General features: G+C 50.9%; 16 protein-coding genes. 10 read left to right on the plus strand and 6 right to left on the minus strand.

The window, feature by feature from the left end; translation table 11 throughout:
* Positions 1-201: 201 nt before the first annotated feature.
* The 5 genes from JXO50_07035 to bioB form a co-directional block, all read right to left on the minus strand.
* A complete protein-coding gene (locus JXO50_07035; protein ID MBN2332843.1) occupies positions 202-1,242 on the minus strand; it encodes an N-acetyl-gamma-glutamyl-phosphate reductase in 1,041 nt (346 codons plus the stop codon).
* A 277-nt stretch (positions 1,243-1,519) separates the two neighbouring features.
* On the minus strand, positions 1,520-1,912 hold the full coding sequence (rpsI, locus tag JXO50_07040) for a 30S ribosomal protein S9 (protein ID MBN2332844.1): 393 nt from the start codon (positions 1,910-1,912) through the stop codon (positions 1,520-1,522).
* A 77-nt stretch (positions 1,913-1,989) separates the two neighbouring features.
* A complete protein-coding gene (gene rplM, locus JXO50_07045; GenBank protein MBN2332845.1) occupies positions 1,990-2,418 on the minus strand; it encodes a 50S ribosomal protein L13 in 429 nt (142 codons plus the stop codon).
* Between the two features lie 162 nt (positions 2,419-2,580).
* A complete protein-coding gene (gene bioF, locus JXO50_07050) occupies positions 2,581-3,780 on the minus strand; it encodes an 8-amino-7-oxononanoate synthase (GenBank protein MBN2332846.1) in 1,200 nt (399 codons plus the stop codon).
* Positions 3,773-4,762 carry a biotin synthase BioB gene (gene bioB / locus JXO50_07055; protein ID MBN2332847.1) on the minus strand — a complete coding sequence of 330 codons (990 nt, stop codon included), beginning with the start codon at positions 4,760-4,762 and terminating at the stop codon, positions 3,773-3,775. Before bioB ends, bioF begins: the two co-directional genes overlap by 8 nt.
* 552 nt (positions 4,763-5,314) lie before the next feature.
* Between bioB and JXO50_07060 the strand changes: the two genes are divergently transcribed.
* Positions 5,315-5,941, plus strand: a complete 627-nt coding sequence (locus JXO50_07060) for an RlmE family RNA methyltransferase (protein MBN2332848.1) — start codon at positions 5,315-5,317, stop codon at positions 5,939-5,941.
* 83 nt (positions 5,942-6,024) lie between these two features.
* On the opposite strand, the gene JXO50_07065 is transcribed toward JXO50_07060, so the two are convergent.
* Positions 6,025-6,816, minus strand: coding sequence for a prepilin peptidase (locus tag JXO50_07065; GenBank protein ID MBN2332849.1), 792 nt, complete (start codon positions 6,814-6,816; stop codon positions 6,025-6,027).
* 402 nt (positions 6,817-7,218) lie between these two features.
* On the opposite strand from JXO50_07065, the gene JXO50_07070 reads away from it, so the two are divergent.
* From JXO50_07070 to JXO50_07110, 9 genes are all read left to right on the plus strand, one after another.
* Positions 7,219-7,698: a CarD family transcriptional regulator gene (locus JXO50_07070; GenBank protein ID MBN2332850.1), complete on the plus strand. Its 480-nt coding sequence runs from the start codon at positions 7,219-7,221 to the stop codon at positions 7,696-7,698.
* 471 nt (positions 7,699-8,169) lie between these two features.
* Positions 8,170-8,793, plus strand: coding sequence for a TRAM domain-containing protein (locus tag JXO50_07075; protein ID MBN2332851.1), 624 nt, complete (start codon positions 8,170-8,172; stop codon positions 8,791-8,793).
* Between the two features lie 8 nt (positions 8,794-8,801).
* A complete protein-coding gene (locus JXO50_07080) occupies positions 8,802-10,019 on the plus strand; it encodes a 2-C-methyl-D-erythritol 2,4-cyclodiphosphate synthase (GenBank protein MBN2332852.1) in 1,218 nt (405 codons plus the stop codon).
* Positions 10,020-10,062: 43 nt separating this feature from the next.
* A complete protein-coding gene (locus JXO50_07085) occupies positions 10,063-10,764 on the plus strand; it encodes a cell envelope integrity protein TolA (protein ID MBN2332853.1) in 702 nt (233 codons plus the stop codon).
* A 10-nt stretch (positions 10,765-10,774) separates the two neighbouring features.
* Positions 10,775-12,130 (plus strand): PD40 domain-containing protein, encoded by a 1,356-nt coding sequence (locus tag JXO50_07090; protein ID MBN2332854.1) that lies wholly within the window; start codon positions 10,775-10,777, stop codon positions 12,128-12,130.
* A 134-nt stretch (positions 12,131-12,264) separates the two neighbouring features.
* On the plus strand, positions 12,265-12,807 hold the full coding sequence (gene pal, locus JXO50_07095; protein MBN2332855.1) for a peptidoglycan-associated lipoprotein Pal: 543 nt from the start codon (positions 12,265-12,267) through the stop codon (positions 12,805-12,807).
* 23 nt (positions 12,808-12,830) lie between these two features.
* Entirely contained in the window at positions 12,831-13,745 is a 915-nt protein-coding gene (gene ybgF / locus JXO50_07100) for a tol-pal system protein YbgF (protein ID MBN2332856.1), read from the plus strand.
* A gap of 601 nt (positions 13,746-14,346) precedes the next feature.
* Positions 14,347-15,405 carry a type IV pilus assembly protein PilM gene (gene pilM / locus JXO50_07105; GenBank protein MBN2332857.1) on the plus strand — a complete coding sequence of 353 codons (1,059 nt, stop codon included), beginning with the start codon at positions 14,347-14,349 and terminating at the stop codon, positions 15,403-15,405.
* Positions 15,402-16,016, plus strand: a complete 615-nt coding sequence (locus tag JXO50_07110) for a PilN domain-containing protein (GenBank protein MBN2332858.1) — start codon at positions 15,402-15,404, stop codon at positions 16,014-16,016. The genes pilM and JXO50_07110 overlap by 4 nt, the downstream gene beginning before the upstream one ends.

Genomic DNA, 16,016 nt, shown 5'->3' on the forward strand with positions numbered 1-16,016 from the left:
AAAAACTTGCGGGAAAAACACTCGTTTCCGGATAAACTTGAGTTAGCAGAGAACGTCATGCCACCTGCGCCACACCCGAGCTGCAACTGGCACCCCCATAACAGTTCCTCTCTTTTCCCAAGTAATAATTAATCTGGGCACTTTTGTCAAGAAATGCAGGAAAGAGCCACAGGGACAGCAAAACACCCCCATATGCCGAGATCAGGGAGCAAGCGGAACGGCTTCAAGGCCAGCCTGTTCATTAAAACCAAGCATGATATTCATATTCTGCACTGCCTGGCCGGCCGCCCCTTTTACCAGATTGTCAATGGCCGTTAACACGACCAGCAGACCCTCTTCAGGCTTCAAGACCATCCCCATATCGCAATAATTTGAACCTCTGACGGCAGCAACGGTCGGCAGGCTTCCTGCCGGCAGCAAACGGACAAAAAATTCACCGCCGTAGGCATCCTCGTACAAAGCTTTGATATCTTCAGAAGAGTAGCTGTTCTTCAACGGAACATAGATTGTTGACAATATCCCCCGGTTGATGGGCACCAGATGGGGAACGAACAGAATGCGGCTGTGACCACCAAAGGAGCGATCAACCTGCTCCTGGATTTCCGGCTGGTGGCGATGCATGCCAACTTTATAAGCCTTAAATGATTCATTCACCTCGCAATAGAGACTACCGGTCGCCAACCCCCGGCCGGCACCGCTGGTGCCGGATTTGGCATCAATAATAACCGGCTGATCAGCAGCCGCCATCCCCTGGCGAAAGAGGGGGGTCAGGGCCAGGATGGCACCGGTGGGATAACAGCCGGGATTACCGACAATATCGGCTTTGCTGATCGCCTCGCGATGCAATTCCGGCAATCCGTATACCGCTGCAGCAAGCAAGTCTTTACGACTGTGCTCTTGATACCATGATTCATAAAGGCTCACATCGGTAAACCGGTAATCTGCACTGAGATCGATAACCTTTTTACCCGCCTCATAAAAATCAGCCACCACCTCCATGGCCGTTTTGTGCGGCAGAGCGGTAAAAACCACATCAACCTGATCTTTAATGGCAGCATAGTCATTAGGGCAAAAGACAAGAGAACAAATTCCCCGCAGGGATGGGAAAACAACAGCAACCTCTTCGCCGGCATACTGACGCGAGGTAACCACCGCCAGTTCCACCTGAGGATGACGAGACAGTATCCTGATTAATTCTACACCTGTATAACCGCTTGCGCCAACAACGGCAACCCGAACCATGGGGGACACCTCTCAATCATTCATGGGTTTGATGTTAGGCCGACAGGCCCCTCCATACAGGATGATTCCTGCGTCTGGAGGCTGTCAAGAAAAAGGTTTTCACCAAAACCGCCGGCAACCTTACCCCAAGACAACTTCCATCAGGTTGCCTCAGCCAAAGTTAGTCGCATAAAAAAAGGAGGTCATAAAAAGACCTCCTGAAACTTGCTCACCAACGTCACGGAATCGCCCATCAGCAGTCGAACAGAGTAGTAATCGCCAACCGGACGTGCAGGGATTAACGCTTGGAAAACTGAAAACGCGCCCGAGCGCCGCGCTGACCATATTTTTTCCGCTCTTTCATTCGCGCGTCACGGGTCAGGAAGCCGGCCTTTTTCAATACCGGTCGGAACTCGGCATTATATTCCAGCAGGGCTTTAGAGATACCATGTTTAACCGCCCCTGCCTGCCCGGTAACGCCACCACCCCGAACCGTAACCATGACATCAAGGCTGCTGTCCGTTGCCGTTGCCTGCAATGGCTGATACACCAGCTTTTGGGCTGCACCAACCGAAAAATACTCTGCCATCGGCTTATTATTAACCACCATCGCCCCGGCACCCTCACTCAACCAGACGCGGGCTACAGCTGATTTTCTTCTTCCCGTTGCGTAAAAACGTTTCGTACCCATGCTCTCATCATCCATTCTGTCAGCAAAAAATTAACCGGTCCCGCTTCAACCGGAACCGCATCTCGTATGTGATGTCGTTACACCTCGCGGGCAGCCGGCTGCTGCGCCTGATGGGGATGCTCTTTGCCGGCATACACCTTGAGTTTTTTGAACATCTTACGCCCCAGCCGGTTTTTCGGCATCATGCCCTTAACCGCCAGGCGAATCAACTCCTCAGGTTTTTTATCCAGTAGCTTTTCAGCTGAAATTGATCGTATCCCCCCCGGGTAACCGGTGTGATGATGATACATTTTATCAGCCATTTTATTGCCGGTCAACCTGATATCCTGAGCATTAACCACCACCACAAAATCACCGGTATCAACATGAGGGGTATAGATCGGCTTATTTTTACCCCGCAGGATATCTGCTATCTCAGTTGCCAACCGGCCAAGCACTTTCCCCTTGGCATCAATAACATGCCAGGCGTGCTCGACGTTTTCATTCTTAGCCATAAAGGTCTTCATTGATTTTCTCCACTTGAACACAGTTTACCGCTGCCGTGCCATTATCCCAGCCAGCAACGCCAAAGAGGACATCACCTAATATAATCATCCTGCTTTGTCAAGCTTTTTCTGCTCTTTCTACCGACAAAAAGATAGGCTGATAACGGGTTGTCGGAAACGCGTTCATCTCTCTGCAACCGGGGGAAACAAATCACGAAAGCTGGCAAAAACAGCAAGAATTTCATCAATTCTCGACCAACTCAGATCACGGGTTATGGTAACCCGCAGGCGCGACTTGCCTGCCTCCACGGTTGGCGGTCGAATTCCCTGGATAAAGATGCCGGCCGCCAGAAATTTTTCACTGAGCTCCATGGTCCTCCCGGCATCACCGACAATAATGGGAATAATCGGTGTCGGATCATCGGGCACCGTAAAACCAAGGTCACGAAGTCTGCTTCGCGTATAGAGTATTTTTTTCCGTAGTTCGGCAACCAGCCCCGGCTCATTCTGCAGCACTCGGACCGCAGCCAGGGACGCACCCAGCACCGCCGGCGGCAGGGCTGTGGTATAGATGAAAGGACGGGACTTATTGGTCAGATAATCAAGATACTCCTGGCGGCCGGCCACAAAAGCTCCGTAGCTGCCCAAAGCTTTGCCCAATGTCCCCATCAGCAGATCGATCGCCGATGCCGGCAGGGAAAAGTGGGAGCCCGACCCACGCCCGTGATCACCCAGGACCCCTGTAGCATGGGCGTCATCAACCAGCAGCAAGGCATCATATTTCTGCGCCAGCGCGACAATCTCCGGCAACGGCGCCAGATCACCGTCCATGCTGAAAACACTGTCGGTGACAATCAGGCGGCGGCGATATGCTGACCCGGCAGCCAACAGATCGGCCAGATGCTGAACATCGCCGTGGCGATAAATATTCACTACAGCCCGGCTCAGCCGGCAACCGTCAACGATGCTGGCATGATTCAGGGCGTCACTGTAAACAGCATCGCCATCGCCGACCACGGTGGCCAGCACCCCCAGATTGGCCATGTAGCCACAATTATAAACCAGCGCCCCTTCCGTTCCCTTGAAAGCCGCCAGTTCCTTTTCCAGTTGGCGATGGAGGCTCATGGTGCCGGAAATCAACCGTGAAGCCCCGGAAGAACAACCATATTCCCGAATCGCCTCAACAGCCAACGCCTGCAGTCGCAGATCATCCGCCAACCCCAGGTAGTTATTGGAACATAAGATGGTCGTCGGCTGACTATCCAAGGTCGTTTCACTTCGCTGTGGCCCGGTGACCGTTCTCAAACGACGGCGTAAACCCTGGGCAGACAGGGAGTCAAGCTCACTCCTGATCTGCTGCAAGGCACTTTTGTTTTCAGCCATCACCACCATTCCCCCATTCGCTCAGCAACCGGTCATCATCCGCCCATTGGCGGCCGGCGGTGGTCAGGTAGTTGCCGACCATCACCCCATTGGCACCGGCGGCAAAAAGCATGGCCTGGGCATCAGGAAAAGTTCGCGCACGGCCGCCGCAGACCCTGATGTCACGGGTGGGGCAGACCAGACGGAACATGGCAATGGTCAACAAACCGGCAAACGCCCCCACACCCGGCTGGTTGCCGAGGGGGGTTCCGGGAACCGGATGCAAAAAATTGAGCGGGATGGAATCAACCTCCAGGTCACGCAAGGTGAGAGCCAGTTCCACCCGCTGCTCCCAGCTTTCTCCCATACCGATTATCCCGCCGCTGCAGACATATAAACCAGCACCCTTGGCCGCGGCAACCGTTTCCACCGCCCGATCATAGGTATGGGTGGTACAGATGTTGGGGAAATAGCTCCTGGCCGTTTCGAGATTATGATGATAATGCCGCAGCCCCGCTTCCTTATATGTGTGTGCAGCCGCCTCATCAAGAAAACCCAGGGAAGCGCACGGGGCCATGCCCAAACCGGCAATACCGACAATCATCTCCCTGACCCTGGCCATCTCATCCCGGCCGGTGACCGCACTGCCGCTGGTAACGATGGAAAAGTGTGCTGCCCCTTGTTTACGGGCTTGGGAAGCCTGCTGCAACAGGAGATCGACGGTTAACAGGGGAAAACTTTCGACCGCCGTTTGGTAGTGAACTGACTGGGCACAGAAGGCGCAGTTTTCCGGACATTTGCCGGATTTGGCATTGGCAATGGCACAGCGGGAAATGGCAGTTCCGCAGAAATGGCGACGCAGGCTGTCGGTCAACGGCAATAACACAAACAGGTCATCGGGGGAAAGGGAACCTAAGGCAACCGCCACCTCCCGGCTGATGCCCTTGCCGGAAATCATTATCTCGGCAAGACCTTCATGAATCAGGGCTATACTCTTTTTCATTTTTTTCACGACAACTCAATGAAAGGTTAATGAACTGGCAACAACTCCTGAAAAGATCGGCACGGTACAAGCTTCAGCTTCGAGACCCGCACAACCTCAGGAACGGGCTGTAGCAATGACCAAAGCTGACGCATAATACAGAAGATGGTCATCAAAAATTACCAGGACAAAATACTAAGGAGCAGCGTTGCTGCTCCAGCCGGAATCAGTGGGAAATGGGGTTTTTACAAAACATGGGCATCAACTGCCCATAAGGTCATCACCCAAGTTTTCATGCAACTACAGCCTGGAGAGTCGTGCCTCGGTGGGCCTCTTAAAGAACTGCCCCCTTGCTCAACACCCCAGCCGGCAGGGCTTTTAAGCCCGGCAGCACGATCAATGATCTATGGCCTGGATACTCCACAGCCGGTCAACCCAAAGATCGCATGGCAGCTCATTTTCTCCTTGTTTTTAGTACCATGCATGGTATTTTGGTGTCAAACTGATAATCGGTCTGCCTGTGCTGCCGTGCTGTTTCGGATTGCAGATGTTTAAACCAGAGAGGGATAGAGTATGGCATTTGAACGAAAAGATGGTTTCTACCGCAAGGCAAAACGGGAGGGGCTGCGCTCCCGGGCGGCTTTTAAAATTGAGCAGCTGCATCAGCGCTATCAACTCTTTAAAAAAAGCGACAGCATCCTCGAGCTTGGGGCCGCTCCAGGGGGCTGGATGCAGATCATTGCCCGGCTGGTTGGCGCTAAAGGATTGGTTCTGGGCATCGATCTGCTGCCCATTGCCGGCTTGCCTTCCCCCCCCTGCCAGACAATCCAGGAAGATATTTTCACCGACACCGTCGGCAAACAGATACAAACCTTCACCAATCAGCTCTTTGACGGGGTCATTTCGGACATCGCCCCCAACCTTTCAGGCATCAAAGCCGCCGATCAGCTGCGTGCTCATGAGCTCAATCGCCGGGCCATGGAGCTGGCATGCACCTTCCTGAAACCGGGGGGATTTTTCCTCTGCAAGGTTTTTCAGCATGAAGGATTGCATGAATTGCGGCTGGAAGCTGGACAATACTTTGAAAAAGTAACGGTCACCAAACCGGAGGCCAGCCGAAAAAGCTCCGCCGAATTGTACCTGGTGGCCTTGAAATACCGCGGTCAAAAGGCGAAAGGTCCTGACACTCCTGGTCTTTAAACCAGCGTTCGCACCCGGCAAACGCCGTCTTGCCATGTCAGCGTCGTTTTACCCTGCCCGTCGCAACCTGCCCCAAGACAGGTTCAAGACCCAGCCATCCAGCCAAAATACCAGCTGATCAATGGCTCTCCCCAAAAAAGGTACACGGCGGCACCAAAAGCCAGGAAGGGACCAAAGGGCACGGCATACTGACTGTTCCTGTGGCTGCGAACCATCAGCATAATACCAATGAGAGAGCCGGCAAGAGAACTTACCAGAATGACCAGCAATAATGATTTGACCCCCAGGAAGGCACCGATCATCGCCAGCAGCTTAACATCTCCGCCACCCATACCTTCCCGCCCGGTAAACCGATAATATCCTTCGGCAATAATCCATAACGTCCCGCCACCAACAACGATCCCCAGCCCGGATTGCTGCCAGCTGACGCCGGAACAACAGAAACTGCTGAGGAAGCCCAACACAATGCCTCCAAGGCTGAACCGATCGGGAATAATCTGATAATCCAGATCGATGAACGTTATGGGAATCAACAGGGCGATGAAAAACAGCTGAGAAATAGTTGCCAGCCGCCAGCCGCCATGAAGAAAGACCGCTAAAAAAAGGCAACCGGTCAGCAGTTCCACCAGCACATATCTGGGAGAGATGGCCTGCTTACAGGAAAAACAACGGCCACGGAGTAGAAGATAACTGAATACCGGGATATTCTGCCACCAGGAAATCGTCTGCCCGCAGGATGGACAATGGGAAGGAGGAGAGACAACCGATTCTTCACGCGGAATCCGGCAGATGCAGACATTAAAAAAGCTGCCGAGAGCCAATCCGAACAAAAAGAGCAGCACAGCGATACATGTTTCCGGTACTTCCAACGGCATATTACCTTGATATCCTCCTAATTTTTATCCGGTTCCGCGGACATCGCCTGAAACAACGGTCAAAACAACCAGCAAGTAAGGCGCCCGCTACCCCCACCATTTCTTTTCTTCCCTGGGGAACAACGGGTTTTCTGGCAGAAAAGTGGAATCATACCAAGGATTAGCGGTTGACTTTTTAACCTGATTTATGATATCAGTGGGAGTTGATTTTTATTAGCTTGGCACCTTCTCCATCAAGCTGCTGACGCAATGGCGGTCAAGCATGCCGACTAGCGTTGGCATTATCATGCCAGACGGCATTTTGCCACCAAAAAAAATCTTGGTTGCATAATTAGTTGCGTATCTGGCAGGGCAGAAGGATTGCAGCTATCGTTGTTCGTTAAATTTGACAGAGGGGGATACATGTTCAAAATCGGTGACAAGGCAGTATATCCCGGTCACGGTGTAGGTGAAATAAAGGCAATCGAAAAAAAGGATATTATGGGCAGCAATCAGGAGTTCTACATCTTCCTGACGAGGGAGAGCGGCATGACCATTATGATCCCCCGGGCAAACACCAAGACTGTCGGCTTGCGAAAGCTGGTCAATGCCGATGAAATCCCCCGAGTTTTTGAAATTTTAAAGAAAAAAAAGATTAAAGTCGTCAACCAGACATGGAATAAACGATACAAGCTGTTTCATGATAAGATTAAAGGCGGTTCGATTTTTGAAATTGCCGAGGTACTGCGGGACCTGATTCTCATCAGCAGCAACAAAGACCTCTCTTTCGGCGAACGGAAGATGATGGATACCGCCAAGAACCTGCTCGTCAACGAACTTGCCTTGGCAACAGCAAAAAAAGAGCAGTCCGTCGAGGAAAAAATCGAAAATATTTTCGTTTAAGCGTAGCGAGCAATTTCAGGGAAATACTGGGCGTCACCATCATTCCTGCCCCCCACCAGGCTTCCTTTCTGCGGAGAACCTCTTTTCAGCAGCCCATGCACCATGGAGGAATAATTGACTTTTTTTCGTTTACTGGTAGTCTTGGTCGGCTCCCTGCTCTCCTACCAGATTATCTATACCCATACCTATCGGGTAGATTTTTCGGTCATCGGTTTTTTTACCTCGCTGTTGCTGGTCTTTTACCTTTTCTACCTTGTCTCGCAGCTGAAGAAGATCCCCCTGAGAACCATTCTCGGGGGGTTAATCGGCCTGCTGGTGGGCTTATTCATCGCCAACCTGCTGTTCCATGGCATCCTTTTCAACCTTTTTGACGATCCTAAAATAAATTTTATTTTCTACATTTTTATCTATTCCCTGTTTGCCTACGGCTCGCTGGAAATCGGCCTGAAAAAAGGCGATGAATTCGATCTCATGCGCTCCCTGGCACTCAAAGGGGTCAAGGGGAGCGAAAAAATTATTGACACATCAGTCATTATCGATGGCCGCATTGCCGACCTGTCGGAAACCGGTTTTCTCGAAGGCGTCCTGGTCGTTCCCCAATTTGTGCTGCAGGAACTGCAGTCAATTGCTGACTCCCCCGACCCACTCCGTCGAACCCGCGGCCGCCGCGGCTTGGATATCCTCAAGCGCATGCAGAATCAGGCCTTTATCGAGATCAAGATTATCGACGAGGATTTCCCCCGCATCAAGGAGGTCGATGCCAAACTGGTTGCCCTGGCGAAAAAAAAGCAGGCAAAAATCATCACCAACGATTTCAACCTCAACAAGGTAGCCGATCTGCAAGGCGTTGCGGTCCTCAACATTAATCAGTTGGCAAATGCCCTAAAACCGGTTGTCCTGCCGGGCGAAACACTCCATATTCTGATTATGAAAGAGGGAAAAGAGCCGTTGCAGGGAATTGGCTATCTTGATGACGGAACCATGGTCGTTGTTGATCATGCCAAAGATCTGGTGGGCGAGACACTGACCGTGGTGGTAACCAGTGTACTGCAGACCACTGCCGGCCGCATGATCTTCGCCAAGAAGGAGCACTGATAGCAGCCTTGGCTCCGCGAATCTTTACCATTATTGTCGCCGCCGGCTCCGGTCAGCGTTGTCCCGGCCAGCAACGGAAACAGCTTACCCCCCTACTGGGGAAACCGCTTTTTCTCTGGTGCCTGGAAACATTTCACCGCATTGATCAAATCACCGACATTATCCTCGTAGGACCGGCAGACAGCGATGATCTGCTGCAAAAAATGGGATCCATAGTCAAACCATTTACTAAAGTCCGCCAGGTTGTTCCCGGAGGAAACAATCGCCAAAAATCTGTACTCGCCGGCCTGACCGCCATACATCCCACCGCTCAACCCGAAGATCTGATTCTTATCCATGATGGCGTACGCCCGCTGGTCAGTACGCAACTGATCACGCAGGTCATTGACCGCTCTGCTCCCGGCACAGTTATTGCACCGGTTATAACGCCGGCAGAAACGGTAAAATCATTGGGGGAGGGGACAACAGTCATCGGCACTTTGCCGAGAAACCGCATAGGTCTAGCCCAGACTCCGCAGGGGGCACCATTTGCCCTTTTGTGGTCCAGTTATCAGTCGCTGAAGAAAACTCTTTCCCCGACAATAACCGATGACGCCCATTTGGTGGAACTGGCCTGCCCGGGAACTCCCATTGACTGGATTGAAGGAGAGCAGCGCAACGTGAAAATCACCTACCCGGAAGACCTGGCACTGGCGGAATACTACCTCCGGGGTTCCGTCAAGGAGTACAGCATGGTGCAAACACGCGTCACCACTGGTCTAGGCTACGATGTCCACCGCCTCGTAACGGGACGTCCACTGATTCTAGGGGGAGTATCTATCCCTCACCAACGTGGTCTGGAAGGTCATTCCGATGCAGATGTGGTTATCCACGCCCTGGTGGATGCCGTTCTGGGTGCGGTTGCCGGCGGAGACATCGGCCAGCACTTTCCCGACTCGGACCAGCGGCATCGCGATGCTGACAGCCGGTATTTTCTCCAGTATGCCGTCAAGCTGGCCACTGACAAGCAGTTTACTCTGCAGGCAGTTGATGTTACCATTGTCGCCCAACAACCAAAACTTGCGCCCTACCTACCTCAGATGTACCAAAGAATAGGGGAGATTCTGGGCCCCACGTGTCAGGTTAATATTAAAGCAACCACCACTGAGGGTCTGGGGTTTACCGGTTCTGGGGAAGGGATTGCAGCCTATGCGGTTGCCACAGCGCACCGGCTCGGGCTGCCATAATCTCGTGTTCCGCTTTCTTCGACTGAATCCGAATGTGATGTGCATGCTGCAGTTTTTTCGGGGCGATCCGATGCGCTCCTTTATACTGCTCTCGGCTGTCGTACACCTGTTGCTGTTGATCGGTTGGCCAGCCCCCCGGCGGCCATTCATCCAGGATGCCGGTCACCTGGCTATCGTCCTGCTGGAGCCTGAAGAACAAGAGCATAAGCCATCGGCACAAAAAACGATTCCCCATAAAAAAGCGACCATCAGTAAGAAGAAGATTCCTCCACCGACAAAAAAAACGGTTACCAAGGAAGCCATTGCCAAAGCAAAACCGCACCCAGCTCCAGACCCGAATGCCCTGGCTCGCATCAAGGAACGCCTGGCTCAAGCTCAACGAGCTGAGGAGCTCAAAGCAATCAGGGAGAAATTAATCCAGCGGCAAACCGGATCAACGACCCCCTCGGTACTGGGACAGCAGCAATATTACGCTGACCAGCTGCGCGCCCGGATAACCAGCCACTGGCATCTACCGGAGCATCTGGCCCGGGAAAAACTTTCAGCGACGGTATCCCTGACCATCAGCGACACCGGGACACTGATTGCCAGCACAACTCAGCAGCTGTCCGGCAACCAGCTGTTTGATGATTCCATTCTCCGGGCTATCAACCAGGCAGCTCCCTTCCCGCCGTTTCCAGCAGCGCTGGAGCAACGCCAGGAAGAGTTCATCATAACCTTTGAACCAAGCGATCTTTATAACTGAGGATATCCAGATGCGGCGTCTTATCATGAGACTTTCCACCTTTTCAACCACGACGGCAACCATGTTTTTGCTGCTGGTCTGCAGCCAACTGTTGCTGGCGAACAGCTGCCATAGCAAAGTTTACCTTGAAATCAACCAGCCAAACATCCGCAAAATTCCGCTGGCGATTGCCCCGCTGCAACCCATGGGTGGCCAGGATAAGATGATAGAGATTGCTGCGCCTTTCCGGGACGTTATGGTGAGTGATCTGGATTTCTCGACTTTTTTTGAAGTCATCGCAGACCCTTCGACGTACCTGGAAGACTCCCAGAAAGCCGGCATATCACTGGGCACCTTCGATTTCAGGGACTGGTCGCTGACCGGGGCCGAACTGCTGATAAAAGGCGGCTATTACCGCACCGCGGAACAACTGGTCTTGGAGTTGCGGCTCTTTAATGTTTTTTCCCAAAATATGATCTTTGGCAAACGCTACCGGGGGCGACCGGAGGATCATCGCCTCATTGCCCATAAATTCTGCAACGAGGTTGTCCAAACCATTACCGGCCTGCCGGGAGAATTTTCTTCAAAGATCGCCTTTGTTGCCACAAAGACGGAACACGGCATAAAGGAAATCTACACCATGGATTACGACGGCAACGGGTTGCAGCAGGTCACCAGCAACGGCGGCATCAACCTGTCACCCACCTGGTCCCACGATGTTACCAAACTGGCCTACACCTCTTACAAGCGCAACAACCCAGATCTCTACATTCTTGATTTCAGCCGGGGCAGAGAGAAGCTGATTGCGGATAAGAAGGGACTGAATACTGCGGCTGAATGGTCGCAGACCAACCAGCAGTTCGTTCTCATGCAAAGCTTTGAAGACAATGCTGAGATTGCCATCATATCCACCACCACCGGCCAGCTGATCAGACGGCTGACCAATAATTGGGCCAGCGATGCATCCCCCTGCTGGGCGCCATCCGGCAAGGAGATTGCCTTTGTTTCAGACCGGGCCGGGAGCCCGCAGATTTATATCATGGACCATAGAGGAAAGGATTTGCGGCGGATTACCCATACAGGGAACTATAATGCCCACCCTGACTGGTCATCCCACACCAATAAAATTGTTTTCTCCTCAATCATTGACAATGCTTTCCAGATTTGTTCAATCGATCCTGATGGCCGCAACCTGCTGCAGCTGAGCTTCCTCAAGGGTGACAATGAAGACCCCTGCTGGTCCCCCAACGGCAGGCATATCGTCTTTACTTCTTCGGCATCAGGGGTAAAACAGCTTATGATTATGGACCTTCATGGCCATAATTTAAAGGAGATAACAAACGGTGTCATGGAAAAACAAAGTCCATCATGGTCTAACAATCAATAAAACATGATTTTCCCAGCTGTGGGAAAATTCACTTTAATGACTTGATTTTTTCTTCAAAAAGCGTTATTGCAGATAAAATTTTCGCCCTAAGCGGAACTGAATCCGTTAGCCTCACAGAAAGGAGCACCATCATCATGAAACACACAAAAATTGCAGCTTTGTGGCTTCTCCTTGCAATCGTAACCATGATGTTTGCCGCCTGCAGCACCTGCAAGACGACATCATTACAGGAAGAAACGGTAGCCCCGCCGGCAGCCATAACCCAGCCCGCCCCAAAACCTGCACCCAAGACCATGGTTAAAGAGGCCGCCCTGCCTGCTGAAAAGATCCTTGGCATTGGGGACAAGCTGGAACCGATATTTTTTGATTTTGACAAGCATGACCTCAAAGACCTGCCCCGTGAAACCCTAGCCAAACATGCCCAGTGGTTGAAAAACAACCCGGGAGCGGTGGTCCGCATTGAAGGAAATTGTGATGAACGGGGTGCCAATGAATACAATCTTGCCCTGGGTGAACGGCGGGCTGCCAGTGCGAAGAAATATCTTATCTACCTGGGCATTTCACCCAAACAGCTGGAAACCATCAGCTATGGTGAGGAGAAACCGGTGTGCAGTGCCCATTATGAGGGTTGCTGGTGGAAAAATCGCCGGGACGATTTTGTCGTTGTCGCCAAGTAGCATTCAACAAGCAGCAGTTTAGATTGCTCCTTTCCAGAGATTCATTATCTTCTGCTGTCAGAGCCGGTCATACCATGCGGATCAACGGTTATCACAAGATTAAAATGCTCCTGCTTATCCTGCTGTTCGGGCTGATAGCAGTGGGTTGTGTCAATGATCAGTATTACGTCCAATTGGATGACTCCGTACGGACATTGCAGCATCGGGTCGATGCTATGGAAACCAAGCAGGCCGAAACCTCCAGGAAAACAGCTGCGGAACTGCAGAAATTAACGGCCGATACCAACGTCAAACTTGACAGTCTTGAGACCGAACTGCAGATCATCGGCGCCAATGTTGAAGAAACCAGGCTTGGCCCGCGGGAACTCCAGGCAGTTGAAACCAAGGAACTGCAGCTTCTTTATGATCGGATCGATAATCGCCTGAAAAAACTGGAAACCGATATTGCCGCTTTACAGCAGCAGGCTGGAACCGGGCCTGCTGCTGTTTCCCCTTCTCCCGCCGCCGACAGTGGCACTGCTGCTCAACCTGCACCGGCACCGCCTGAACAGCCCACCAGTGCCCGGGAAAAAGCTTTTTATGATGATGCCTATGGAGTCTTCAAGCATGGAGACTTCGCCACCGCCAGGAAAAAATTTCAGAAATTCCTGACTGTCTTTCCTGAAAGTCAGTTCAAAGTTAACGCCATGTTCTGGATTGCGGAATGCTCTTACAAACAAAAGCAGTATGAGGAAGCAATCATCAAGTACGATGAAATTATTACGAAAAACCCGCGGCATCAGAAGGTTCCCAGTGCTTTGCTGAAGCAGGGGTTTTCCTTCCTCATGCTTGGCGACCAGACTGATGGCAAAATCATTCTTGAAAAAGTCATCCAGGATTTTCCCGATACCGACCAAGCAGAAATTGCCAAAAGAAAATTAGAACTCCTTGATAATTAGATAGCTTTACCATCTCCTCCATCGTTGTTGCCATAACCAGATAGCACCGGACACACCCGTTCATACATATTTGTACTCAGGATACATAATCCTCCCCCACTGCCCCCTGCAGCACCTGATGTTTTGTCGATTCCCCCCAATCTCCCAAAACCGGAAACGTCTCATTCCGCGCAGGGCTCCCTGGTTGCCATGAGATTGATTTCGGAGGTTGACCTGGCCCATAAGAACATTCAACCTATTGAAAACACTTGATTTTTCAGCAACCATCCAAATGATGACCTTTAACGACATTCCCGATTGCCATCATCGTATCAGCAGTTTATACTATGGACGGACGTGATAAAACATCCCCTTGGTTAACGAGTTGCGTTAGGCCTGCATTGTGCATCAATGAACAGTCGGCAGCAGCATCCATGGCATTTTTTTTGCTAACCAGATAAAAAAATTAAAAAAACTCCTAAAATTGTTGACAAAACCGCCGACAGGTATAATAACTCCAGCAGAACAATAAAACATCTTTTGGCTGGCCGGAAAGAAAATATGAGCGATTACAGGAGCTTTTCAACCCCTTACACGTTTTCAAGGATACCATTGGAGGGCCATGTTTTTCCAACAGTCTAAGACCTTTCTCGGCCTCGATATCGGCTCAAGCTACATCAAAATTGTCGAGCTGAAAGAATCGGGATCCCGCTATACTTTACAAAATTTTGGCATCGCCATTCTCCCAACAGATACCATTGTGGATGGTACCATCATGGACTCAATGGCGATTGTCAACACGATTAAAAATCTCATCGAAAACCTGAAGAGCAGAAAAAAGCAGATCTGCACTTCCATTTCCGGGCATTCGGTTATTATCAAGAAAATTCTCCTGCCGGTCATGGATGAGGCAACGGTGGAAAACACCATTTATGAGGAAGCTGCCCATCACATTCCCTATGACATTTATGATGTCAACCTGGATTTCCAGATTCTGGGACCCAGTTCTGAGGCTGATGATAAGATGGATGTTCTGCTGGTGGCCGTGAAAAAAGATATCATCAGTGATTACCTTGGAGTTATTGAGGAAGCTGGGCTGGTTCCCGTTATCGTTGACGTGGACAATTTTGCCCTGGAAAATATGTATGAGTATAATTACGAGGACGCCGGTGAAGAGGTTGTCGCTCTTGTTGATATCGGTTCCAACATCACCAACATCAACATTATCAAACAGGGAGTCTCAAATTTCACCCGCGACATCACCGTAGGCAGCCGGATGATCACCGAACAGCTGCAAAAACAACTCAACCTTAACTATCAAACAGCCGAACAGTTGAAAATCGGGGTGCCGGTCGAAGGTATAAACCGTAGCGATCTCGAAAAGATAATCGCCGACGCCGCTTTTTCTTTTATTAATGAAATCAACAAAACAATCGACTTTTATCACACGTCGGCCTCCGGCAGCCGGATTGAAAAGATCTACCTTGGCGGTGGAGGTGCCAAACTGGCAGGCATCGTCTCCATGGTTCACGAGATAACCACCATAGAAACTGAAATCATTAATTCTTTCCGCAACCTGATTGTTCCGGAGAAAAAGTTTGACAGTAACTATATCCAGGACATGGCACCTTTGGCTGCTGTTGCTGTAGGTCTGGCACTCAGGAAGGATACTATTAAATGATCAGAATAAATCTACTCCCGGTTCGTGCTGAACGAAAAAAGCAAACCCTGCGGAACCAGATGGCCATCGGTATTGGCATCATTCTCCTGACCCTGGTCGTCTGCGGGGTAGCTCAGGTCATGATCAGCAGCAAAGTCAAGAGCGTCAAAGCTGGTCTGCAGCGGACGCAGAAGCAGATAGCGGCACTACAGCCGGTCATTGATAAAATCGATCAATACAAAAAACAAAAAGAGGAAATCAGTCGGAAAATAGAAGTCATCAACAATCTTGATTCATCCAGGTTGCTGCCGGTTAAAACTCTGCATGATATCAACCAGTATAAACCGGACAAACTATGGCTTACTTCGCTCAGCAGAAAAAATACCCTGCTGGAGATAAAGGGAATAGCCATCGACAATGAAACCATTGTCGAGTTTTTGAACAATGTAAAACAATCTGAGCAGTTGCAGCAATCAGAACTTGTGTATCTGAAATCAAAAGCGCTGCAGGATCTTGAACTTAAGGAGTTCATGATCAAAACCTTACTGCCGTCAACAAAAACAACCACTCCTGAGGAACCCGCCACCAAGCAGGCAAAATCCAAGGGGAAGGGGAAGAGGAAGGGAAAATAG

Origin of the sequence: Candidatus Anaeroferrophillus wilburensis, assembly GCA_016934315.1 — a bacterium.
Classification (GTDB): Bacteria; Desulfobacterota; Anaeroferrophillalia; order Anaeroferrophillales; family Anaeroferrophillaceae; genus Anaeroferrophillus; species Anaeroferrophillus wilburensis.